The organism is Paraburkholderia sp. BGA-UO-ETr-F21, from assembly GCF_059567925.1.
Map to the genome: position 1 here is coordinate 24,478 of NZ_JCAQOY010000009.1, position 21,267 is coordinate 45,744.

Annotated in this window: 16 protein-coding genes; 15 read left to right on the top strand and 1 reads right to left on the bottom strand. The window is 63.1% G+C overall.

Going from position 1 to position 21,267, the window contains the following annotated elements; all coding sequences use genetic code 11:
• Positions 1 to 181: 181 nt before the first annotated feature.
• The 5 genes from AC57B1_RS08250 (at position 182) to AC57B1_RS08270 (ending at position 5,445) form a co-directional block, all read left to right on the top strand.
• Complete coding sequence (locus tag AC57B1_RS08250; RefSeq protein WP_408353313.1) at positions 182 to 2,155, top strand: PAS domain-containing hybrid sensor histidine kinase/response regulator; 1,974 nt, start codon at positions 182 to 184, stop codon at positions 2,153 to 2,155.
• Between the two features lie 195 nt (positions 2,156 to 2,350).
• Positions 2,351 to 3,538, top strand: a complete 1,188-nt coding sequence (locus tag AC57B1_RS08255; RefSeq protein ID WP_496417203.1) for an acyl-CoA dehydrogenase family protein — start codon at positions 2,351 to 2,353, stop codon at positions 3,536 to 3,538.
• Between the two features lie 24 nt (positions 3,539 to 3,562).
• A complete protein-coding gene (locus AC57B1_RS08260) occupies positions 3,563 to 4,168 on the top strand; it encodes an SAM-dependent methyltransferase (protein WP_091793802.1) in 606 nt (201 codons plus the stop codon).
• The gene (locus tag AC57B1_RS08265) at positions 4,165 to 4,818 is read left to right on the top strand and encodes a glycosyltransferase family 2 protein (protein WP_408187170.1); all 654 of its coding nucleotides are present in this window, start codon (positions 4,165 to 4,167) and stop codon (positions 4,816 to 4,818) included. The genes AC57B1_RS08260 and AC57B1_RS08265 overlap by 4 nt, the downstream gene beginning before the upstream one ends.
• A gap of 132 nt (positions 4,819 to 4,950) precedes the next feature.
• On the top strand, positions 4,951 to 5,445 hold the full coding sequence (locus tag AC57B1_RS08270) for a DUF421 domain-containing protein (protein ID WP_408353321.1): 495 nt from the start codon (positions 4,951 to 4,953) through the stop codon (positions 5,443 to 5,445).
• Between the two features lie 72 nt (positions 5,446 to 5,517).
• Here AC57B1_RS08270 and AC57B1_RS08275 read toward each other — a convergent pair whose 3' ends face one another.
• Positions 5,518 to 6,915 (bottom strand): MFS transporter, encoded by a 1,398-nt coding sequence (locus tag AC57B1_RS08275; RefSeq protein ID WP_091793807.1) that lies wholly within the window; start codon positions 6,913 to 6,915, stop codon positions 5,518 to 5,520.
• Between the two features lie 227 nt (positions 6,916 to 7,142).
• On the opposite strand from AC57B1_RS08275, the gene AC57B1_RS08280 reads away from it, so the two are divergent.
• The 10 genes from AC57B1_RS08280 to AC57B1_RS08325 all read left to right on the top strand — a co-directional run bounded on the left by AC57B1_RS08280 (position 7,143) and on the right by AC57B1_RS08325 (position 20,937).
• On the top strand, positions 7,143 to 7,292 hold the full coding sequence (locus AC57B1_RS08280; RefSeq protein WP_177204974.1) for a hypothetical protein: 150 nt from the start codon (positions 7,143 to 7,145) through the stop codon (positions 7,290 to 7,292).
• 586 nt (positions 7,293 to 7,878) lie between these two features.
• Positions 7,879 to 10,431: a bifunctional lysylphosphatidylglycerol flippase/synthetase MprF gene (gene mprF, locus AC57B1_RS08285; protein WP_496417375.1), complete on the top strand. Its 2,553-nt coding sequence runs from the start codon at positions 7,879 to 7,881 to the stop codon at positions 10,429 to 10,431.
• On the top strand, positions 10,428 to 11,693 hold the full coding sequence (locus AC57B1_RS08290) for a virulence factor family protein (protein WP_496417204.1): 1,266 nt from the start codon (positions 10,428 to 10,430) through the stop codon (positions 11,691 to 11,693). Before mprF ends, AC57B1_RS08290 begins: the two co-directional genes overlap by 4 nt.
• 336 nt (positions 11,694 to 12,029) lie before the next feature.
• Positions 12,030 to 13,655: an amino acid adenylation domain-containing protein gene (locus AC57B1_RS08295; protein WP_496417205.1), complete on the top strand. Its 1,626-nt coding sequence runs from the start codon at positions 12,030 to 12,032 to the stop codon at positions 13,653 to 13,655.
• Between the two features lie 80 nt (positions 13,656 to 13,735).
• On the top strand, positions 13,736 to 13,996 hold the full coding sequence (locus AC57B1_RS08300) for an acyl carrier protein (protein ID WP_091793813.1): 261 nt from the start codon (positions 13,736 to 13,738) through the stop codon (positions 13,994 to 13,996).
• Complete coding sequence (locus AC57B1_RS08305) at positions 13,980 to 15,836, top strand: serine aminopeptidase domain-containing protein (protein ID WP_496417206.1); 1,857 nt, start codon at positions 13,980 to 13,982, stop codon at positions 15,834 to 15,836. Before AC57B1_RS08300 ends, AC57B1_RS08305 begins: the two co-directional genes overlap by 17 nt.
• A 340-nt stretch (positions 15,837 to 16,176) precedes the next feature.
• Positions 16,177 to 17,751, top strand: a complete 1,575-nt coding sequence (gene ilvA / locus AC57B1_RS08310) for a threonine ammonia-lyase, biosynthetic (protein WP_496417207.1) — start codon at positions 16,177 to 16,179, stop codon at positions 17,749 to 17,751.
• A 240-nt stretch (positions 17,752 to 17,991) separates the two neighbouring features.
• Positions 17,992 to 19,170, top strand: a complete 1,179-nt coding sequence (locus AC57B1_RS08315) for a 4-hydroxybenzoate 3-monooxygenase (RefSeq protein WP_496417208.1) — start codon at positions 17,992 to 17,994, stop codon at positions 19,168 to 19,170.
• Between the two features lie 227 nt (positions 19,171 to 19,397).
• Positions 19,398 to 20,162: a ParA family protein gene (locus AC57B1_RS08320; protein WP_496417209.1), complete on the top strand. Its 765-nt coding sequence runs from the start codon at positions 19,398 to 19,400 to the stop codon at positions 20,160 to 20,162.
• Positions 20,163 to 20,295: 133 nt separating this feature from the next.
• Complete coding sequence (locus AC57B1_RS08325) at positions 20,296 to 20,937, top strand: glutathione S-transferase family protein (RefSeq protein ID WP_496417210.1); 642 nt, start codon at positions 20,296 to 20,298, stop codon at positions 20,935 to 20,937.
• The last annotated feature ends 330 nt before the right edge of the window (positions 20,938 to 21,267 follow it).

The following is a 21,267-nucleotide window of genomic DNA, read 5'->3' on the forward strand; positions in this document are numbered from 1 at the left end:
TCGTTTGATGATGGTGCGATCAGGCAGTAGCAATTGGGAGGCCCGCCCCGCCAGAGGGTGTCTTTCCACGCGAATTGCGGCGCGAAGCCTGTCGGGCAGTCCTTTGGTGGCACACCATAAACGATGCGGCCAGCGGTTGCCGGTGTATGCTTTTGCACGTAACCCTCATCTTTTTGAAATCATGAAACAGCTCGATGTCCCTTCTACCGGTGATAACGGCGAACCTGCCGAGGCTCCAGCGCCGGCTCGCATGAACCCGGCTGCCGACGTCGATTACTGGTCTCTGGTGCAGGCGATCGAAGACTACGCAATCTTCCTGCTCGATGCGACCGGGCGGATCGTCAGTTGTAATGGCGGGGCACTGAAGCTGGCGGGTTACGCAGACACCGATATCATCGGCGAGCACTTTTCGCGCTTCTACACCGAGGAAGCCGTGGCGCGCGGCTGGCCCGCCTACGAATTGCAACAGGCGTCGCTGACCGGCCGTTTCGAGGACGAAGGCTGGCGTGTCCGCAAGGACGGCTCGACCTTCTGGTCGAACGTCGTGATCACGGCGATCCGCAACGACGCCGGCATTCTTACCGGCTTCGCCAAGATCACGCGCGACCTGACCGCGCAACGCGAGTACACGGAAGCGCTTCGGCAAAGCGAAGAGCGTTTCCGTTTGCTGGTCGACTGTGTCAAGGACTACGCGATATTCATGCTCGATCCGCAAGGCTACGTGGTGAGCTGGAATGCCGGCGCCGCGCGCATCAAAGGCTATACGCGCGAGGAAATCGTCGGTCAGCATTTCTCGGTGTTCTACGTACCGGAGGAAGCGGCGGCGGGCAAGCCCGCGCGTGAACTGGCGCTTGCCCGGCAACTCGGCCACGTCGAGGACGAAGGCTGGCGGGTGCGCAAGGACGGCACGACGTTCTGGGCCAACGTCAACATCACCGCGATACATGACGAATCGAACCGGCTGTGTGGGTTCGCCAAGGTCACGCGCGATCTGACCGAGCGGCGTCAGCGCGAAGAGCTGGAGCGTTCGGGCGAACGCATGCGTCAGTTTCTCGCGACCCTCGCGCATGAATTGCGCAACCCGCTCGCGCCGGTGCGCAATGCGATCGGGGTGATGCAACTCGAAACCGGTGTCAGCCCCACGCTCGCGCGTTCGCGCGATCTGATCGACCGCCAGGTCACGCACCTCACGCGGCTTGTCGATGATCTGCTCGACGTCGGCCGGATCATGTCGAACAAGGTCGAGCTGCGCCTCGGCCGCATCGATCTGGCCGAGGTGGTGGCGCGCGCCATCGAGGCAGCCCGGCCGTTTACGGACGCGCACGAGCAGCGAGTTGTGCCGCGCGTGCCGGTTGAGCCGATATTCGTTCGTGGCGATATGACGCGTCTCGTTCAGGTGGTGCAAAACCTTTTGCACAACGCGTCGAAATTTTCGCCGGTGGGCAGTGCGATTGAAATTTCGTCCCGCATCGATTTTCACATGGCCGTGCTCGAAGTGCGCGATAACGGTTGCGGCATTCCTCTGCGCTCGCTCGACAAGATCTTCGAACTGTTCGCCCAGGAAAAAGATGCGCAGAGCGCAGGCGAAGGCGGGCTGGGCATCGGCCTCACGCTGTGCAAGTCGCTCGTCGAGATGCACGGCGGCAGCATTGTCGCGAGCAGCGAGGGGCCGGGCAGCGGCAGTACGTTCACGCTGAGTCTGCCGCTGGCCGCCGCGCCGTCCGATGCAGCCAACGACGAGGCGAATGCGGCAAGCGGTCAGGTCGCGCCGTTGCGCATTCTGCTGGTCGACGACAATCGCGATTCCGCCGACAGTCTCGCGATGCTGCTCGAACTCAAAGGCCACGAAGTGCGCATTGCCTACGACGGCGAGCAGGCGCTGCAGGTCGCGCCGCGCTTCGCGCCGCACCTCGCCGTGATCGACATCGCGATGCCGAAGATGGACGGTTACGCCACCATCGCGGCGCTGCGCGAGATGCCGAGGCTCGCCGATACGATGTACGCCGCGATGACCGGTTTCGGCCAGGCATCGGATCGCGAGCGCACCCGCGGGGCCGGCTTCCATGCGCATCTCGTGAAGCCCGTGGAACTCGCGTTGTTCGATACGTTGCTCGCCGAGGTCGAGGCGCGGCGTAGCGGGCGCGCCACTGGCTAGCGCTCGAATCACCCTGCGCTTCCTTCATACCAGAGCGTAACAACAGTCTCCGCGTGCATCCGCTTTCCTGAAGAAACCTCGGCGTGCTCCGGCTTTCGCCGGCTGAGGCACGCCGCTTGCTGTCCGCTTCCGTATGGCCGGCGGTCCCGTTTTAGGATCTGCTGGCAATCGATCGAACAGCTTCAGGGAGGCACGATGCTCGATACGCGTGAACGTGGGGCCGGCGTCAATGCCTGGCCGCCGCACAGCTCCGACCTGGTCGCCTCTGAGGCTCCGCATAACGCGGGGCGCCGCGCGCGCAAGGAAGGGAATCCTGCCAGATCGCTCGAAGATTTTCTGCTTGGCACGCGTTTCGATCCGAACGACCCCGTCGACTTGGGCGGCGTGCTGCGCGCGCTGGTCGAACGCGGCTATGACCGTGCGCCGGTCGTTCCCCTTCCGGGCCACGGCGAGACGCTCGCGCGCTGGCGCGCGCTCGCCGCGGTGGCGGCGTGCGATCTTGGCCTCGTCAAACTGTTCGAAGGGCACACTGACGCGCTCGCCATTCTCGCGGAATTGCAGGGCCCCGAGGCGCCGGTGGGAAGCCGCTGGGGCGTGTGGGCCGCCGAGCCACCCGACGCGCGCGTTCAGGCCGTCAAAGTAGGATTCCGAAGCGATGGCGAGGACCTTCATCTTACCGGTACGAAAGCGTGGTGCTCGGGCGCCTCTGTCGTCACGCATGCGCTCGTGACCGCGTGGCTGGATGGCGCACCGGTGCTTGCGGCCGTAGCGATGGATCAGGCGTCGATCACGATCGATACGTCGAAGTGGCAAGCCGTCGGCATGCAGGCCACCGCGAGCGCCGATGTGACGTTCAATCAGGCTTGTGCAACGCTGGTGGGTGGCGCGCACGACTATGTGCGCCGCCCGGGCTTCTGGCAGGGTGGCGCCGGTATCGCGGCGTGCTGGTACGGCGCCGCCACGCAAATCGGGCGGATGCTGCGTGAAGCGTCCGCGCAGCGCGCGGACTCGCATCGGCTTGCGCATCTCGGTGCGGTCGAGGTCGCCTTGGCCGGCGCCGCTGCGGTATTGCGCGAGACCGCGGCGCACATCGACGCCAATCCGCTGGCCGATTCGCAGCGCGAGGCGATGCGTGCCCGCCTCGTGGTGGAAGAAGCCGCGAGCGCGGTGATGAATCACGCAACGCGTACGCTCGGGGCCGGCCCGTTGTGCCGCAATGCGCGCTTCGCGCGTGCGCTGGCGGACCTGCCGGTGTTTCTGCGGCAGAGCCACGCGGAGCGCGATCTTGCCGCGCTCGGTGAGTTGAGCGCCGCCGCGGGAGCGGACGAGGCAGGCAAGGGCGGCGATGATCGCGATGCCGGAGGTGCCCCGTGGATGCTCTGACACCCGTCACGGAGGGCCGCTGACATGAGCTCGCCCGCCACCTACTTCGATGAACTCTATCAACAGAGCGACGATCCATGGAAGCTGCGCGAAGGCTGGTACGAACGCCGCAAGCGCTCGCTCACGCTCGCGCTGCTGCCGCGTCCGCGCTACCGGAATGCGTTCGAACCCGGCTGTGCGAACGGCGAACTGACGGTTGAACTGGCGAGGCGCTGCGACATGCTGCTCGCCGCGGACCTGCACGCGCGCGCCGTGCAGTTGACGCGCGAGCGCGTCGCCGGTGCGCCGCAGGTTCGTGTCGAACAGCGCACGGTGCCGGGCGAGTGGCCAACCGAGGCTGGCCCATTCGATCTGATCGTGATTAGCGAATTCGCTTACTACCTCGACGCCGCGGAACTCGAAACGCTGGCTTCGCGAGTCTCCGCGTCGCTCACCACAGACGGCACGCTGCTCGCCTGTCACTGGCGCCGGCCCTTCGCCGAAGCGCTCGAGTCCGCCGACGCCGCGCATGCGTTGTTCGATGCACGCTGCGGCCTGTCGCGTCTCGCGCATCACGATGAAGCCGATCTGCTGATCGACGTCTGGTCGCGCGACGCCCGTTCGGTCGCGCAGCGCGAGGGGCTCCTATGATCGGCGTGATTGTTCCGGCGCATAACGAAGAGGCGTTGCTGGCGCCTTGCCTTGCGGCCTTGATCGAAGCGTCGCGCCACGAGGATCTGGCAGGGGAAACGGTTCGCATCGTGGTGGTGCTCGACGACTGCGACGACTTTACCGGCGCGATTGCGCGCGCTTACGGTGTCGAGACGCTCACACTGAAAGCGCGCAATGTCGGCATTGCGCGTGCGAGCGGAGCGGACTTCCTGCTTGCGGATGGCGCGCGCTGGCTCGCGTTTACCGACGCCGACAGCCGAGTGTCGCCGGGTTGGCTCGTCGCCCAGCTTTCGCTCGACGCGGACGCGGTGTGCGGCTCGATTGCCGTCGACGACTGGACCCCGCATCCGCACAGCGTGCGCGAATATTTTCGCAAGACTTACGTGGATGCGGACGGTCATCGACATATTCACGGTGCGAACCTCGGCGTGTCGGCCGACGCGTACCGGCGCGCGGGTGGCTTTCCGCCGCTCACGTGCAGCGAGGATGTCGCGCTGGTGGATCGGCTGATCGCGATAGGTGCGCGTATCGCGTGGAGCGCGGCGCCGCGCGTGATTACGAGTGCGCGTGCGGCAGCTCGCGCGCGTGGTGGTTTCGGCGATACGTTGGCGGGGTGGGCGGTTGGTTGAAGCGGTCGGGTAAAGCGGTGCTCACAAGCAGTCGACTAAAGCGACCGCATAAGGCGTACGGAGCCGCCCAATGCTTCCGGCGCGCGCAATCAACACTCGACTAAGCCGGCAGTACGCCGCGAGGAGGGTGGCATGATGGACGCAATCTTCCTGCTGTTCGGTCAGGGCAGGACACTCGATCCGCTACAGATGGGGGCTCGTTCGATCGTCGTATTTCTGGTCGCGCTTGTGCTGATCCGGATCTCAGGGCGGCGCTCGTTCGGACAACGCTCGCCGTTCGATTCCGTGGTGGTGATACTACTTGGTGCAACGCTGAGCCGGGCGATCGTTGGGGCGTCGCCGTTTGTCGCAACGGTGGCGGCGTCGTTCGTGATCGTCGTGTGTCATCGTTTGCTGGCGTGGGCGTGTATTCGCTCGTCCTTGCTGGAGCGGTTGGTGGGCGGTGTCGAACGGGAAGTGTTCAGCAACGGCGAGTTCAACTCACGCGAAATGAACGCCGCGCTCATCACGCCGACCGATGTTCAGGAGAGCGTGCGCCAGAAAACCGGCTCACGTTCAATGAACGATGTGGCCGCGGCGATTCTCGAACGCAACGGTGAGGTGAGCGTGATCCGAAAGAAGGCCTGAAGCGTGCCCGTGCCGTGCGCGTAACCGATAAATCCGCCCAGCCGTTCAGTCGTTTAGCCGATCGACAACCAATCAGCCGCGACCGCCTCGCGAGATCTCCTCGCCCGCGCGATGCGGCATGCGCAGCGTGACCGGAATCGACGCGAACGAGCACAGGCCGACCACCAGAAATGCCGGCCAGAAATCCGACCACGTGATACCGGGATGGCCGTGCAGCACGCGCGAGATTTGCAGCACGATACCGCCGATCGTCACGCCCAGCCCGAGCGACATCTGCTGCACCACGCTGCCGAGACTCGTGGCGCGTCCCACGTCACGGCTGGCGATTTCCGCATAAGTCAGCGAGTTCAGACTCGTGAACTGCAACGCGGGGAAGAATCCGCCGAGCAGCACCACGATCCAGATGATCCACGTCGGCGTGCCGGGGAAGAACAGTCCGCAGGCCGCGATCGAGATTCCCGACAACGCGGCGTTGACCACCAGCACCGAACGAAAACCGAAACGATGCAGCACGCTCGAGGCGACCGTGCGCATGAACATGCCGCCGAATGCGGACGCGCAGGTGATCAGGCCGGATTCGAATGCGCTCATGCCGTGGCCTTCCTGCAGCATGAGCGGTAATAGAAACGGCAACGCGCCGAGGCCGATACGAAACAGCGAACCGCCGAGCACGCTCGCCTGGAACGTCGGTACTTTGAAAAAGCGCAAGTCCAGCAGCGGAAGCGGCACGCGCTGCGCGTAGGCGACATAAGCCGCGAGCAACACGGCGCCGCATGCGCACATGCCGAGCGCGTCGCGATTCGAAATCAGTTCGCCGCCGACCAGCGACAGCCCAAGCAGAAGCAACACCGCGCCGGCAGCCGAAAGAAAAAAACCGATCCAGTCGAGCGGACCCGGGTCCGGCTCGCGCGTGTTGGCGATGTGCCGGTTGGTCAGATAGATACCGAGAATGCCGATCGGCACGTTGATGAAGAAAATCAGCCGCCAGTGCAGATATGTGGTGATGAAGCCGCCGAGCAGCGGTCCGGCGGCGGGGCCGAGCATCGCGGGGACGCTCAGATAGTTCATCGCGCGGATGAAGTCGGACTTGTGCACCACGCGGAAAATGATGATCCGCCCGACCGGCACCATCATCGCGCCGCCCACACCCTGCACGAAACGCGCGAGCGTGAAGGTGGCGAGTGAGTTCGAAGCGGCGCACAGCAGCGAGCCCGTCACGAAAATGCCGATTGCCGTGCGAAAGATCGTGCGCGCGCCGAACCGGTCGGCGAGCCATCCGCACACGGGAATGAACACGCCGAGTCCCAGCACATAGCTCGTCACCGCGATTTTCAGCGTGACCGGATCGCGCCCGAAATCGCGCGCCATGGCCGGCAGCGCGGTGACGATCACATTCGCGTCGACACTTTCCATGAACATCGCACACGCGACGATAAGGGGCGCAATCAGGGCTTTCTGGACGACGGTCATGAAGGCGGGCTGCGTCGGGCGTTCACGGTCAAAGAGGCATTGTTGCACCTGTACGGTGCGCATGGTTAAAAGACAACGCTCCGATGTCACCCTTTTTAAGATTGTCTCTATGGCGGCTGGCCTTCCGCGGCAAAGGTCCGACACTTTATTGATATTTGTTGCGGTGCGACAGAAGCTCGGTATAATCGGGTTATTGCCTAGGTATAAACCCTATACAGGAGTCTGTCATGAACACCGCTTCCAACGCCGCCGCCCGCGCTACTGTCTCCACGAGCAACACGTTCCTCGGCAAGCTGCGCGCACTGGCGCTGCATGCACTGAACCTCCATCTGCAAAATTGCGCGGTGATCGCTGAAGCGCATCGTCGTCCGGAGTAATCAAAAGCGGCGCGCTCTTCGCGCGCTGACTCGCAGAGCAGGGCGCAGCGTTGCGCCGCTGCTGTTTGCACGGCACGCTTTCGCGTGCCGTTGCGTGAGGTAGCCGCGAGGCCCGTTCGACAATGTCGAGCGTTGCTTCGCGCGCACGGGTCGCTGCGCGTCATCAACGCGCAGATCAAAAGTGTCATCGGCACCAGTGCGACCCGCTACCTGCGCGCCGTCCCCATCCTGTCCGGCCGTCACCACGCGCCGTCGATTCTTCATTCGCAGCGCGCAAATAGCGTTTAAACTTCAGCCCCTGCCGAAAGGCGGTGCGTGTCGTTGCCATCCGATCGGCAATATCGACCGTTTATTCACGCGTTTCGCTCTGTCACGCCGCGTGCCGCATTCGATGCGGCGGGCCCAGGTTAAACCCCGCGTCAGGGCTCACACTGTCAACCTTTTCACCCCTGTGCCGTTATCCATTTGTAATCGCCAATAAGAGGCGACGCCGCGGCGGACGAATTGTCGTCGTGACAGCTCCAAGCAAGGCCCTGCATTGACCATGTTCCATCGATATAACAATAAATTCGACCGGCTAGGCGCGATGTTCGACCGTGCATCGAAAACGCTTTCTGACCGCGGGCTTCTCTCGCCCTTGCTCGCGCTAGTGCTTGGCGCGCTGCTGCTGGTCGTCTTGCAACATCTCTCGCAAGCGGTGGACTATCGCTCGGTGATGCGTCAGTTGCGTGAACTGACGGCCGGCGAATGGACCGCCGCGCTCGGCGCCACCGCGCTCAGTTACGTGGCGCTGGTCGGCCGCGATGCCGTCGGTTTGCGCTATCTGGGCGCAGTCGTGCCGCGTGCGGCGCTGTGGATCGGAGCGACCGCGGGCTCCGCACTCGGTAATGCCACCGGTTTCGGTGCGCTGACAGGCGGCGCCGTGCGCGCGCGCGTCTACAGCGTGGCGAGCGTCACGCCCGCGCAGATCGGGCGCATGACGGTGTTCACGAGCGTCTCGCTTGCGCTCGCGCTTGTCCTGATGACGGCGCTCGGCATGCTCGGCGTGGCCGGCACGCTCGCGCCGATGCTGCATCTCGAACCGGTCACGCTGCGTTGGGGCGGTGCGGCGCTGCTCGTCGTGCTCGGACTGGCGGCCACCGCATGCCGCAGTGAAACGCGCCCGGTCCGCACGCGCTGGCAGTGGCTCTCGTTCGACATTCCCGCGCGCCGCGATCTGCTCGCGCAAGTGGCGCTCGCCGTCCTCGACGTGGTGGCCGCCGGCCTCGCTTTGTGGGCGCTGCTGCCGCATGCGGACGTGAGCTTCGTAACCTTCATCACGGTCTACGCCGCGGCCATGCTGCTCGGCATGATTGGCCATACGCCGGGGGGCGTCGGCGTGTTCGAGGCGGCGATGGTGTTCACGCTGAACGGTAGCGTGCAAACGCATCATATGGTTGCCGCGTTACTCGCGTATCGTGCGATTTACTTCGGTGTCCCGTTGATCGTCTCGGCCGCGCTGCTCGCCGGTTTCGAGGGACGGGCGCTGAAAAGCCGACTGCCGTTTCAACACGCGGCCGCCGCCTCGAAGCTCGCGCCGCTGTTCCTGAGTCTCGTCACGTTCGTGGTGGGTGGCATGCTGGTGATTTCCAGCGCGACGCCCGCGTTCTGGCAACGTATCCGCATTCTGCGCGACGTGCTGCCGCTGTGGGTGCTCGAAAGTTCGCAGATGCTCTGCAGCGTGCTCGGGGTGCTGCTGCTGTTCGTCGCGCGTGGTTTGCTGCGGCGGCTGGACGCCGCGTGGTGGATGACGCTCATGCTGGCAGTGCTGAGTCTCGCGTTGTCGTTGACCAAAGGTCTTGCGTTCGTGGAAGCCGGCGTGCTCGGCATGCTGATCGTGCTGCTGCTGTCCACGCGCCAGCGTTTCAACCGTCATTCCTCGCTGTTCGCCGAGCGTTTTACCGCGGGCTGGCTGGTTTCGGTTGCGATGGTGCTGATGCTCGCCACGTGGGTCATGCTGTTTGCTTTTCGCGACGTGCCGTACACGCGCGACCTGTGGTGGCAATTCGCCTTCGACGAACGCGCGCCGCGTGCGCTGCGCGCGACGCTGGCCGCCAGCCTCTTTGCGGCGGTGTTCTCGTTCTGGCAGTTGCTGCGTCCCGCACCGGGCCGCTTCGTCAAGCCGGCGCCGGAAGATCTGCACGACGCGGCGCGCATCGTTCGCGCGCAGGAGCGCAGCGACGCCGGCCTCGCGCTGATGGGCGACAAGAGCTTCCTGTTCTCCGAGTCGCGCCAGGCTTTTCTGATGTACGCGAAATATGGCCGCACATGGGCCGCTTTGCACGATCCGGTGGGGCCGCGCGAAGAGTGGGCCGCTCTGATCAGCAAGTTCGTCGCGCTCGCGCATGCCCACGGCGGGCGCGCGGCGTTCTATCAGGTGCGCGCCAACGCTTTGCCGCTTTATCTCGACGCCGGTCTCACGTTGATGAAACTCGGTGAAGAAGCGCATGTCGTGCTCGACGACTTCGATCTGAAGGGCTCGCATCGCGCACATCTTCGCTATGCGCTCAAGCGCGGCGAGCGTGATGGCTTCACCGTCGAAGTGATCGATCAGGCGCACGTGCCCGCGTCGCTCGAAACGCTGCGCGAGATTTCCGATGGCTGGCTCGACAGCCGCGACGCGCGCGAAAAGAGCTTCTCGGTCGCCGCATTCACGGATGAGTACCTCGCGGCGCAATCGGTGATGCTGGTGCGTCAGAACGGCGAACCGGCCGCATTCGTCACCTTCATGACGACCGATATGAACACCGAAGCGACGGTCGGCGTGATGCGTCATGTGGCAAGCGCATCGCCTTATGCAATGGAATATCTGTTCACGCAACTTGCGCTGCATCTGAAGCAGGCGGGCTTCCGCTCGCTCAGCCTCGGCATCGCGCCGCTGTCCGGCATGCAGCCCACGCCGCTCGCTTCGCGCTGGCACCGGTTCGCCGGCATCGTGTGGCGTTTCGGCGGCCGTTTCTATAATTTCCGCGGACTGCGCGCTTTCAAGAGCAAATTCCAGCCGCATTGGGAGCCGCGCTATCTCGCGGCGTCGGGTTCGGTGGGCGTGTTCTTCACGCTCGCGGACCTGTCATTGCTGGCGGGAGGCCGGCGTTCATGACATTGCATTCGTTCTTCCGGGCCGCCGTGGTGGCGGGCCTCGTGATTGGCGGCGCGCTTGCGCACGCCGCGACCACCACCGTTCCAGGCGGCCGTTATGGCGACGTGAAGGTCACGCAGCCGGAAGGTCCGTTGCGCGGCTTCGTGGTGCTGTACTCGCAAGCCAGCGGCTGGAGCGCGGCGGATCAGCAAAGCGCCGATGCGCTTGCGAAGGCCGGTGCGTTGACCGTCGGCGTCGACACCGCCCGCTATGCGGCCAATCTCGGCGCGAAGAAAGAAGCCTGCCATCAGCTGGTGGGCGATGCCGAAGCGTTGAGCCACCAGCTCGAACGGCAGTCGCAATCGAGCCACTACTTCGCGCCGATCGTCGTGGGTACCGGGCAGGGCGCTACGCTCGCCATGCACGTGCTCAAACAGGCGCCCTCGAATACGATTGCCGGCGCGGTCGCGGTGGACGCCGAGCGCACGCTCGATCCGCGCTTCCAGCCGTGTCCGCCGGATCCGACGGTGATCCGCGACAAGGTGCCGGGTTTCGTCGAAAAAGTGGCTACGGGTAGCGCCGATCGCACGCGGCTCGTTGCGTTGGTCACGCCACATCTGCAAGCGGTGTCGATGAGCGATGACGATGTGTCCGATCTGCCGCTGATCGAATTGCCGGCAGCGCATCCGAACGGCCTGATGGCGATCGTGATTTCCGGCGACGGCGGTTGGCGCGATCTCGACAAGACCATCGCCCAGGCTTTGCAGAAAGACGGCGTTTCCGTGATCGGCTGGGACAGCTTGCGCTATTTCTGGAGCGAGAAGCCGCCTGCGCAAACCAGCCGCGACCTCGCACGGGTGATGCAAACCTACGGCGCACGCTGGAACGCACAGCATGTCGCGCTCGTCGGCTATTCGTTTGGTGCGGACGTGATGCCGTTCGCCTATAACCGTCTGCCGCCCGCGTTGCGCGAGAAGGTATCGCTGATCGCGTTGCTCGGCTTCGCGCCGGACGCCGATTTTCAGATCCGCGTGGGCGGCTGGCTCGGCATGCCGGCAAGCGACAAGGCGCTGAAAGTCCAGCCGGAATTGACCCGTGTGCCGCCCGCGATCGTGCAGTGCTTCTACGGCGAGAACGAAAAAGACACCTTGTGTCCGTCGCTGACGAAAACCGGCGTGGAAGTGATTCGCACCTCGGGCGATCACCACTTCGGTGGCGATTACAACTCGCTGGAACAGCGCATTCTCAGCGCCTTCAGGAAACAGAGCAGCGCGCGCAACTGATTTGGCCGCGGCGCCCCGGCGTGCTGACGGCGGCACGCCGACGAATGCTCATTCGTCTGTTGAGAGCGCTATCGCACATAGGCCGGCCTCACCGGCATCTATGATCCTTACAAAGACCTGACCGTCAGGCTCATCAAGCGATAGCGCGCGACGAGCCTGCGTGGCCGGTTGCTGTCCGCGTCTTTGTCTTGTGAATTCTCCTACGATAATGCAGCACGCCGCCGGGTAGCTCAGTTGCCCGGTAGCGGGCTGCTGGCATGGCTGGCCGCCGCTCCGGCACGCTCGCGCGACCGGTTCGGCAACGCCGGCACTTTGCCCCATGCGTCGAGGCCGTGAATGCTGGATTCATTCTTCTTCGATACTGCCGCGCGTGAGCCGGATCGTCCCGCGCTATGGGTCGACCAGCGCTCGTATTCCTACGGCGAGGTTGCCTCGCGAGCCTGTGGGATCGCGGCCGCCTTGGGCCCGGTATTGCCAGCCGGCCGAGCGCGACGCTGCCTGTTGTTCGCCCATCGCAGCATAGATGCCTATGCGGGTTTGCTAGGAATCCTCAGGGCTGGTTGCGCTTACGTGCCGCTCAATCCGAACGTGCCGATTGCACGTATTGCCGCGGTAATCGAGCAAGCGGGCGCGTCCGTCATGCTGGTCGACCGGCGATGCGCCGTATTACTCGACGAAGTGGTGTCGCTGCTGGACGAGTCGCCGAAAATTTTCCTGCTCGACGACGTAAGCGAAGAAGTCAGAACAGTCTCCCAGGAATTCAGGGAGACATCCCCTCTCTGCGAGGCATCTGCCCGCTTCGCGCAGACGCGGCTACCTGACGGACCAAACGAGGCCGAAGCGGCCACGCCTCGCGCGTTGCACGACCAGGCCTACGTTCTATTCACGTCAGGCTCGACCGGCGCACCCAAGGGCGTACCGATTTCGCACGAGAATGCTTGCGCCTATGTGACGGGGCAACTGGAATTGTTCGAAAAGCTTCCCGAAGCGCGCTACGTGCAGTTATGCGAGCTTTCCTTCGATCCCTCGGTGCACGACATGTTCGTGTGCTGGGCGAACGGCGCATGCCTGTTTGTACCGAAGACGGTCGAGCCGATCTACAACGCGGCCTTCATCAAGGAACACGCAATCACGCATTGGAGCAGCGTACCTTCTGTCGCGGCTTTCATGCAGCAGTTCCGCAAACTGCAGCCGGACGAATTCCCCAGCCTGCGCGTGACGCTGTTCGGCGGTGAACCGCTGCAGCGTCAGCTGGTGCAAGCCTGGCGGCGCGCCGCGCCGAACAGCCGGGTTTTCAACATGTACGGGCCGACTGAAACGACGGTTGCGTGCACCACCTTCGAAGTCACTGCGGCATTTCTCGCCGATCCGCGGCACACGGTGATGCCGCTTGGCCGTGCGTTGCCGGGGATGGAGTTGTTGATCGTGGACGCCGCGCTCGAACCGGTCGCGCCGGGCGTCAGCGGTGAATTGCTGATTGGTGGTCCGCAGGTCGCGTCCGGGTATCTGTCGGCGGATGACCCCGGCAATCGCCGATTCATTTCGAACCTGTATGCGGGCCGCAGCGCGACGCGCTGGTATCGGAGCGCTGACGCCGCGCGCGAGGTACCCGGTCAGGGAATCGTGTTTCAAGGCCGGCTGGATACGCAGATCAAGATTCGCGGCAACCGTATCGAGCTCGAAGAAGTGGAGCATATCGTTCGATCATGCAGTCAGGCGGCGCTGTGCGCGGTCATCGCCTGGCCGGTCGACGAAGCGGGGCGCGCGGGTGCCCTGGTGGCGTTCGTGACGTGTGCGCAACGCGGTGCCGCGCAGATTCTGCAGGCATGCCGTGAGCGCTTGCCGGCGTATGCCGTACCACAACGGGTCGTGATGCTGGACACGTTGCCGCTGAATGTAAATGGCAAGGTCGACAAGAGGGCTCTCGCCGAGCACTGTGTGACCGGCGATGTGCTCACCTGAGCGCAGTGCGGCAAAGTCTTCTTGTGCGCGCTCGATGGATGAGTGCCGCGTTGAAAAATTGAAGTATCGGGGAAATCAGAATGAAGACTCATGTGCGCCGCATTCTTCGCCAGACCGCCTGTCTCGCCGTATCGGTCGATACGCTCGGCGATCAGGATGGTCTCTACGCCGCCGGCTTGTCGTCGCTCGGCGCAGTCCGCGTGATGATGGCCATCGAGGACGAATTCGCCGTTGAGATTCCAGGCGCGCTGATCACGCACGAGATGTTTGAAAGCATCGATTCCCTCGCAAGCGTGATCGCGCTCATCGTGCCGGAGGAGTCGATTGCAACGCGAACCTGAAGTGGCGCTGCGTCGGCCGATCACGCCCGCTCAGCTCACCATGACACCGGTTACGTTCGGCGGCTGTTTCGGATGGCTGCACCGTCCGGCCGGCACGCAACCCGAGACGGGCGTCGTGCTGTGCAACCCGTTTGGCTATGAAGCACTGTGCACTTATCGAGGCTGGCGTGACCTCGCCGACAGGCTCGCCGCGCGCGGTATCGCGGTGCTGCGCTTCGACTATCCCGGCACGGGCGATTCGAGCGGCAACGAAGACGACCCGCAACGCATGCGTGCGTGGCTCGACAGCATCGAAGCGGCAGCGCTGTGGCTGCGCGCCGAAACCGCGGTGACGCGCCTGAGTCTGTGCGGGCTGCGTTTTGGCGCGACGCTGGCGGCGCTGGCCGCCGAACAGATGGGCGGCGTCGACGATCTGGTGCTGCTCATGCCAGTCAGTTCGGGCAAGGGCTACATGCGTGAGCTGGAGCTTCAGCATCAGAGTTGGCTCAGTTCGCAGCAGGCGCTCGGACTCAGCCTCGGTGACGAGGCCGCCAACACGGTCGGCGCACACGGCTTCCGTTTGTATCCGGATACGCTCGAAGCGCTCGCCAAGGTCGATCTCGAACGGACTACGCAATCGCCCGCGCGGCGCGTGTTGCTGCAGGATCTGAATGAGAACGCGCGTCTGAAGCGCGTGGCCGCGCATTATCAGACGCTCGGTGCGTCAACCGATCTGCAATTTTTCGGCGAATACGGCAAGTTTCTGGTCAATCCCAGTCACAGCGAAACTCCGGATCAGGCGTTCGCGAGCGTGCTCGAATGGTTCGGTGCCGCCGCGCTCACGGGACCCGAGCCGCCCGTCGCGATGCTTGCGGGCGCAACTACCGCGCAGATCGATTTCGCGCATGGGCGTGAAACGCCGGTGGTGTTCGAGGGTGGCGGCTATGCGGGCGTGTTCTGTCAGCCGCGGCGAGCGTGTGAAGGTGCGCCGGCCGTATTGTTCGTCAATACCGGCGGCGTGCACCGCATCGGCGACGGCCGCTTCACGGTGCTGATGGCGCGCTATCTGGCGGCCAAGGGCATCGCCTCGTTGCGCATGGACTTGAGCGGCCTCGGCGATAGTCAGCGTCGTGACGCCGCTCTGTCGCTCGATAAGGTTTACGCGCAATATGCGCTCGCGGATGCCAAAGCGGGTGTCGATTGGCTCGTGGCGGCGGGGTATCCGGAAACCGTGATGTTCGGCGTGTGCACAGGTGCCTACGTCAGTCTGCATACGGCGCAGGCGCACCCGGCAGTGGTGGGTTGCGCGGCCGTCAATCTGCCGTTTTTCACGTGGGATGGCGCGCAAACGCGGCCCGGCGCTCGCCATATGGCGGCGAGTGTCGTCTACCGGCGCGCCATGCGCGATCCGCGTAAATGGCTACGTTTGTTGACCGGCCAGGCAAATGGCCGGACGATCGCGATCGAACTCGCTCGGCGTTTGGGCGCGCGCCTTTCCTCTCGCGTCGGTAAAGGGCTCGAGTGGGTGCTTGGCCAACGTACGCCGGGCGGCGTAGTGCGCAGACTCGTTCTCGACCTGGAGCGCAAGGGTGTGCAGACTTCATTGATCTATGGTTCGCTCGATGAAGGACTGGACGCACTCGAAATTCATTTCGGACCCCGTGGTAATCGCCTCGATAAGCTGAATAACATCGATGTGAAACTGATCGACAAGGTCGACCATGCGCTCTTTTCACAGTCCGCTCGCCACGTGGTGATGGCGCAGTTCGACCGGTTTCTGCGCGAGCGTATCTTGAATGCGCGGCGTCCAGCCGCCGTGTCGGATCACGGGTTGCGCGTCGCGCAGGCTTTACGGCGTTGAGATCGACGGGTGCGGTTTGGGACAGCTGTGACGCTGTTCACTATCGCGCGTAAGTGCCGCGTCGGGCAGGGTTGTGCGCAATGCAGAGCGCTCAAACCTGCGCGCATCGCAATCAACAGGGATTGACAAAGCGCCTCAAGTCAACGAAGATCGAACGCATGAACTGCCTCGACATCCGTATTGCGCTGATTATTAGCATCATTCATCGAATGGTGGGTTAGCGCGCGTCTGATAGCAGTGACACATAACCCGCCACACGAGGCGGGTTTTTTTATGTCCGCTGCAACCTGCCTCCTGGTGAACTCTCTGCTGATTTGTCCTTGCCGCACAGGAGCTTGCCTTGTCGTTACACGAACTCAAACGGGCGGCCGAAGCCGCTGATAGCGTCGCGCTTCGGCACGACTACCTGAAAAAAACCCTCACCGCGCGCGTCTACGACGTGGCCCGCGAGACCGAACTCGAACGCGCGCCGAATCTGTCGGCACGGCTACGCAATCCGGTCTACCTGAAGCGCGAGGACAACCAGCCGGTGTTCTCGTTCAAGGTGCGCGGCGCGTACAACAAGATGGCGCATATTCCTTCCGAGGCGTTGGAACGTGGCGTGATTACCGCGTCGGCGGGCAACCATGCGCAGGGTGTCGCGCTGTCGGCGGCGCGCATGGGCGTGAAGGCGATCATCGTGGTGCCGGTGACCACGCCGCAGGTGAAGGTCGATGCGGTGCGCGCGCACGGCGGCCCGACCGTCGAAGTCGTGCAGTTCGGCGAATCGTATAGCGATGCGTATGGCCACGCGGTGAAGCTGCAGGAAGAGCGCGGCCTGACCTTCGTGCATCCGTTCGACGATCCGTATGTGATCGCCGGGCAAGGGACCGTCGCCATGGAGATTCTCAGTCAGCATCAAGGCCCGATTCACGCGATCTTCGTGCCGATCGGCGGCGGTGGGCTCGCGGCGGGCGTGGCTGCGTACGTGAAATCGGTGCGCCCGGAAATCAAGGTGATCGGCGTGCAGACCGATGATTCATGCGCGATGGCCGCGTCGCTGAAAGCTGGCGAGCGGGTTACGCTGAACGAAGTGGGTCTGTTCTCGGACGGCACGGCGGTGAAACTGGTCGGCGAGGAAACCTTCCGCCTGTGCAGCGAGTATCTCGACGACGTGCTGCTCGTAAATACCGACGCACTCTGCGCCGCGATCAAGGATGTCTTCCAGGACACCCGCAGCGTGCTGGAGCCTGCGGGTTCTTTGGCCGTGGCCGGTGCCAAGCAGTATGCAGAGCGCGAAGGCATCGAGAACCAGACGCTGATCGCGATCACGTCCGGTGCGAACATGAACTTCGACCGCATGCGCTTCGTGGCCGAACGTGCCGAAGTGGGTGAAGCGCGCGAAGCGGTGTTTGCCGTGACGATCCCCGAAGAGCGCGGCAGTTTCCGGCGTTTCTGCGAACTGGTGGGCACGCGCAGCGTCACCGAGTTCAACTATCGCATTGCGGACGCGAACTCCGCCCATATCTTCGTGGGCGTGCAGATCAGGAATCGCAGCGAGTCGGCTCAGATCGCGGGTGCGTTCGAAGCGCACGGCTTCGCCACAGTGGACCTCACTTTCGACGAACTCTCCAAGCAGCACATCCGCTACATGGTGGGCGGCCGCTCGCCTCTGGCACATGACGAACGCCTGTTCCGCTTCGAGTTTCCGGAGCGGCCGGGCGCGCTGATGAAATTCCTTTCGTCGATGGCGCCGAACTGGAATATCAGCCTGTTCCATTACCGCAACCAGGGCGCGGACTACAGCTCGATTCTGGTCGGCGTCCAGGTGCCGGTGAGCGAGAACGAGGCCTTTGATCGTTTTCTCGCCACGCTCGGCTATCCGAACTGGGAAGAGACGCAAAACCCGGTGTATCGCCTGTTTCTCGCATCGTAGAGCGGCTCGGGGTTTACCTTGACGTAGCGCGATGCCGCGCGACGAATGAGTCGCGCAGCGAATGCGCCACGAGCCTTGTCTGGACGGCGATAGCGCCGAATTGTGTCCGCGGTCGCGTGCGGCCAATCAAACCTTTTATCTCCAAACGCGATACGGCCTATCTACCGTATCGCGTTGCGCGATATAACGCGTGGTCGTCAAACTGAGTGCAAATCTAACGCCGCATTCAGGAGACAACTCATGCGCACTCAAGTTGGCATCATCGGTGCCGGGCCTGCGGGGCTGCTGCTTTCCCATCTTCTTCATTTGCGTGGTATCGACTCCGTCGTGCTGGAGTCGCGTGCTCGCGATCAGATCGAATCCACCATCCGTGCCGGCGTGCTTGAACAGGGCACGATGGACCTGTTGACTGAAGCCGGTGTCGGCGCCCGCATGAAGGCCGAAGGGGCGCTGCATCACGGCTTCGAACTGGCGTTCGAAGGCAAGCGGCGCCGCATCGATCTGACCGGACTCACAGGGCATTCGATTACGGTCTACGCACAGCACGAAGTGATCAAGGATCTCGTCGCGGCACGTATGGCCTACGACGGCAAGCTGCGTTTCAGCGTGTCGGACACGTCGATTCACGGCATCGATACCGACAAGCCGTCGATCCGTTATCGCCACGAGGGCGAAGCGTACGAACTGCAATGCGACTTCGTGATCGGCTGCGACGGTTCGCAGGGCGTGTCGCGCGCGTCGATTCCGCAGGCATTGCGCAAGGATTTCGAACGTGTGTACCCGTTCGGTTGGTTCGGTATCCTGTGTGAAGCGCCACCGTCATCGGATGAATTGATCTACGCGCGGCACGAACGCGGCTTCGCGCTGATCAGCACGCGTTCGCCGAACGTGCAGCGCATGTACTTCCAGTGCGACCCGAAAGACTCGGTGGAGAATTGGTCCGACGACCGGATCTGGGCGGAACTGCATGCACGAGTCGATTCGCACGATGGCCGACAAATCGTCGACGGCAAGATCTTTCAGAAGAACATTGTCGCCATGCGCAGTTTTGTGTCGAACACCATGCAACACGGCAGGCTCTTTCTGGCAGGCGACGCGGCGCATATCGTGCCGCCCACCGGCGCGAAGGGTATGAATCTGGCGGTGGCCGACGTGCGCGTGCTGACCCAGGCGCTCAACGCTTACTACGTTGAAAACCGCACCGATCTGCTCGACAGCTACAGCGCGACCGCGCTCAAACGCATCTGGCGCGCCGAGCACTTTTCTTACTGGATGACCACCATGATGCACCGTATCGAAGGCGCGTCGCCGTTCGAGCAGCAGCTTCAGGTCGCCGAGCTCGAATATGTGACGACGTCGCGCGCGGCGGCCACCGCCATGGCGGAAAATTATGTGGGCGTGGCCGGCGCTCAGATCTGAGCGGCCAGGGCGAGGCGCCTCGCCGGCATGCCGTGGGTCGTCGCGTGCTGCTGCGCGATGGTCGGCGCGGCGCGCACAAAGCGTCCGCCGGCCGCACACTCACGCATGGATGAAATCTTCCCCGGCGAATGCAGCGGAACGAAACGACAGCGGCTTATGTCCGCGCTGTCATTTTGCCGGGGTATGCTCTCCCTTTAGCGCGTTCTTCGAAAAAGGGGCAGAGGCAAATGCGGCGTGTCATATTCAACCAGAAGGGCGGGGTGGGCAAATCGACCATCGTGTGCAACCTGGCGGCTATCAACGCCAGCGAGAACCTGCGTACGCTGGTTATCGATCTCGACCCGCAAGGTAACTCCAGCCAGTATCTGCTTGGCAAAGAGGCCAGCGATCTCAAGCCCAACGTCGCGGACTTCTTCGAAACGGCCTTGAGTTTCAGCTTCAGACCGACGCCGGTCTCGACGTTCATTCACCGCACGCCGTTCGAAAACCTCGACGTAATGCCCTCTCATCCGGATCTCGACACGCTTCACGGCAAGCTGGAGTCGCGCTACAAGATCTACAAGCTGCGTGACGCGTTGAACGAACTGGACGAGTACGACGCGATTTACATCGATACGCCTCCGGCATTGAATTTCTATACCCGCTCCGCGCTGATTGCAGTCGAGCGCTGTCTGATTCCTTTCGACTGCGACGATTTCTCCCGCCGCGCCCTGTATACGCTGCTCGACAACGTCAAGGAGATTCAGCAGGACCATAACGCCGACCTGGAAGTCGAAGGTATCGTGATCAACCAGTTTCAGCCGCGCGCGAGCCTGCCCCTTCAACTGGTCGAGGAGTTGATCAGCGAGGGCTTGCCTGTGCTGGAGTCGCGATTGTCGACTTCGGTGAAGATTCGCGAGTCGCATCAGTACGCCAAGCCGATGATTCACTTCGACCCGCGTCACAAACTCGCCCATGAATTCATGGCATTGCATCGGGAGCTGATTGGATAGTCTCAGGCATGCCTCGCTAGTCACGCGTGTCCGGATCGTTTTCGCGACTGAAGAATGAATCCGTTGATCATTCCGTTCGGCGGGCTCGTGAATGTGATAATCGGGCACGTTCACTCGCTAACGAGGTAATGCAATGCAGGTCTATGGCAGACGCAGTTCGATCAACGTACAAAAAGTGCTGTGGTGTCTCGCTGAACTGGGTTTCGCAGAAGGGCGGGAATTTTCGCGGATCGATGCCGGGCTCGAGTTCGGCGTGATCGACACGCCGCCGTATCGTGCGCTCAATCCGAACGGGTTGGTGCCCACGCTCGTGGATGGTGAGTGCGTGCTGTGGGAGTCGAATACGATCGTGCGCTATCTGGCCGCGAAATACGACGCGCAAACCTTGTTGCCGTCCGAACCCGCTGCGCGTGCCGATGTCGAGCGCTGGATGGACTGGCAACTCGGCACGCTCTGGGCAACGTTGCGCGTCGCGTTCCTCGGTCTGACGCGAGTGCCGGAGGAGCAACGCGACTATGACGCCATCGAGCGTTCATATCGCGAAGCAACGCGACTTCTAGGCATTGCCGACGCTGTGCTCGCGAAACACGACTATCTCGCGCAGGATCGCTTCACCGTGGCCGATATCGGAGTCGGCCTCGCGGCGCACCGCTGGGTGCAGCTCGCTGAACGGTTTCCCAACGTGCTCCAGGCACCGCAGACCTTGCCTTCGCTGGACCGCTGGCTTCACGCGGTCAAAGGCCGGCCGGCTTTTTCTGTGGCGGTCGCTCCCTGATTTGGCGTGAGGCGTGGCGCATATGCGCCTCACTCGATCAAAGTGTCGCGAAAAGGCGCGACCATAATCGCGCCGAACAGAATCCACTTGAATATGTAGTACGTTGGCCGATGCCATGCCTTTAGACGCTTTCTAACCCGTCGCACGGCATACAGATAGTTGAAAATGCGATTCAGAAACCCAATGCGATTTCCCGCTTCGTTCGGCGAGGCTGCCGTGCGAAGCTGAATGGCGGAAAACATCCGATTGAACGCGGCCGCCCAGCGAAAATACATTGTTCGGAGTAGAGAAGCCTTTGGAATGGAGACCGGGGCCGAGCCGCCGCACTCG

Coding starts and splice junctions, on each gene's coding strand:
- AC57B1_RS08250 (WP_408353313.1), top strand. CDS start 182: ATGAAACAGCTCGATGTCCCTTCTACCGGTGATAACGGCGAACCTGCC.
- AC57B1_RS08255 (WP_496417203.1), top strand. CDS start 2,351: ATGCTCGATACGCGTGAACGTGGGGCCGGCGTCAATGCCTGGCCGCCG.
- AC57B1_RS08260 (WP_091793802.1), top strand. CDS start 3,563: ATGAGCTCGCCCGCCACCTACTTCGATGAACTCTATCAACAGAGCGAC.
- AC57B1_RS08265 (WP_408187170.1), top strand. CDS start 4,165: ATGATCGGCGTGATTGTTCCGGCGCATAACGAAGAGGCGTTGCTGGCG.
- AC57B1_RS08270 (WP_408353321.1), top strand. CDS start 4,951: ATGATGGACGCAATCTTCCTGCTGTTCGGTCAGGGCAGGACACTCGAT.
- AC57B1_RS08275 (WP_091793807.1), bottom strand. CDS start 6,915: ATGACCGTCGTCCAGAAAGCCCTGATTGCGCCCCTTATCGTCGCGTGT.
- AC57B1_RS08280 (WP_177204974.1), top strand. CDS start 7,143: ATGAACACCGCTTCCAACGCCGCCGCCCGCGCTACTGTCTCCACGAGC.
- mprF (WP_496417375.1), top strand. CDS start 7,879: ATGTTCGACCGTGCATCGAAAACGCTTTCTGACCGCGGGCTTCTCTCG.
- AC57B1_RS08290 (WP_496417204.1), top strand. CDS start 10,428: ATGACATTGCATTCGTTCTTCCGGGCCGCCGTGGTGGCGGGCCTCGTG.
- AC57B1_RS08295 (WP_496417205.1), top strand. CDS start 12,030: ATGCTGGATTCATTCTTCTTCGATACTGCCGCGCGTGAGCCGGATCGT.
- AC57B1_RS08300 (WP_091793813.1), top strand. CDS start 13,736: ATGAAGACTCATGTGCGCCGCATTCTTCGCCAGACCGCCTGTCTCGCC.
- AC57B1_RS08315 (WP_496417208.1), top strand. CDS start 17,992: ATGCGCACTCAAGTTGGCATCATCGGTGCCGGGCCTGCGGGGCTGCTG.
- AC57B1_RS08320 (WP_496417209.1), top strand. CDS start 19,398: ATGCGGCGTGTCATATTCAACCAGAAGGGCGGGGTGGGCAAATCGACC.
- AC57B1_RS08325 (WP_496417210.1), top strand. CDS start 20,296: ATGCAGGTCTATGGCAGACGCAGTTCGATCAACGTACAAAAAGTGCTG.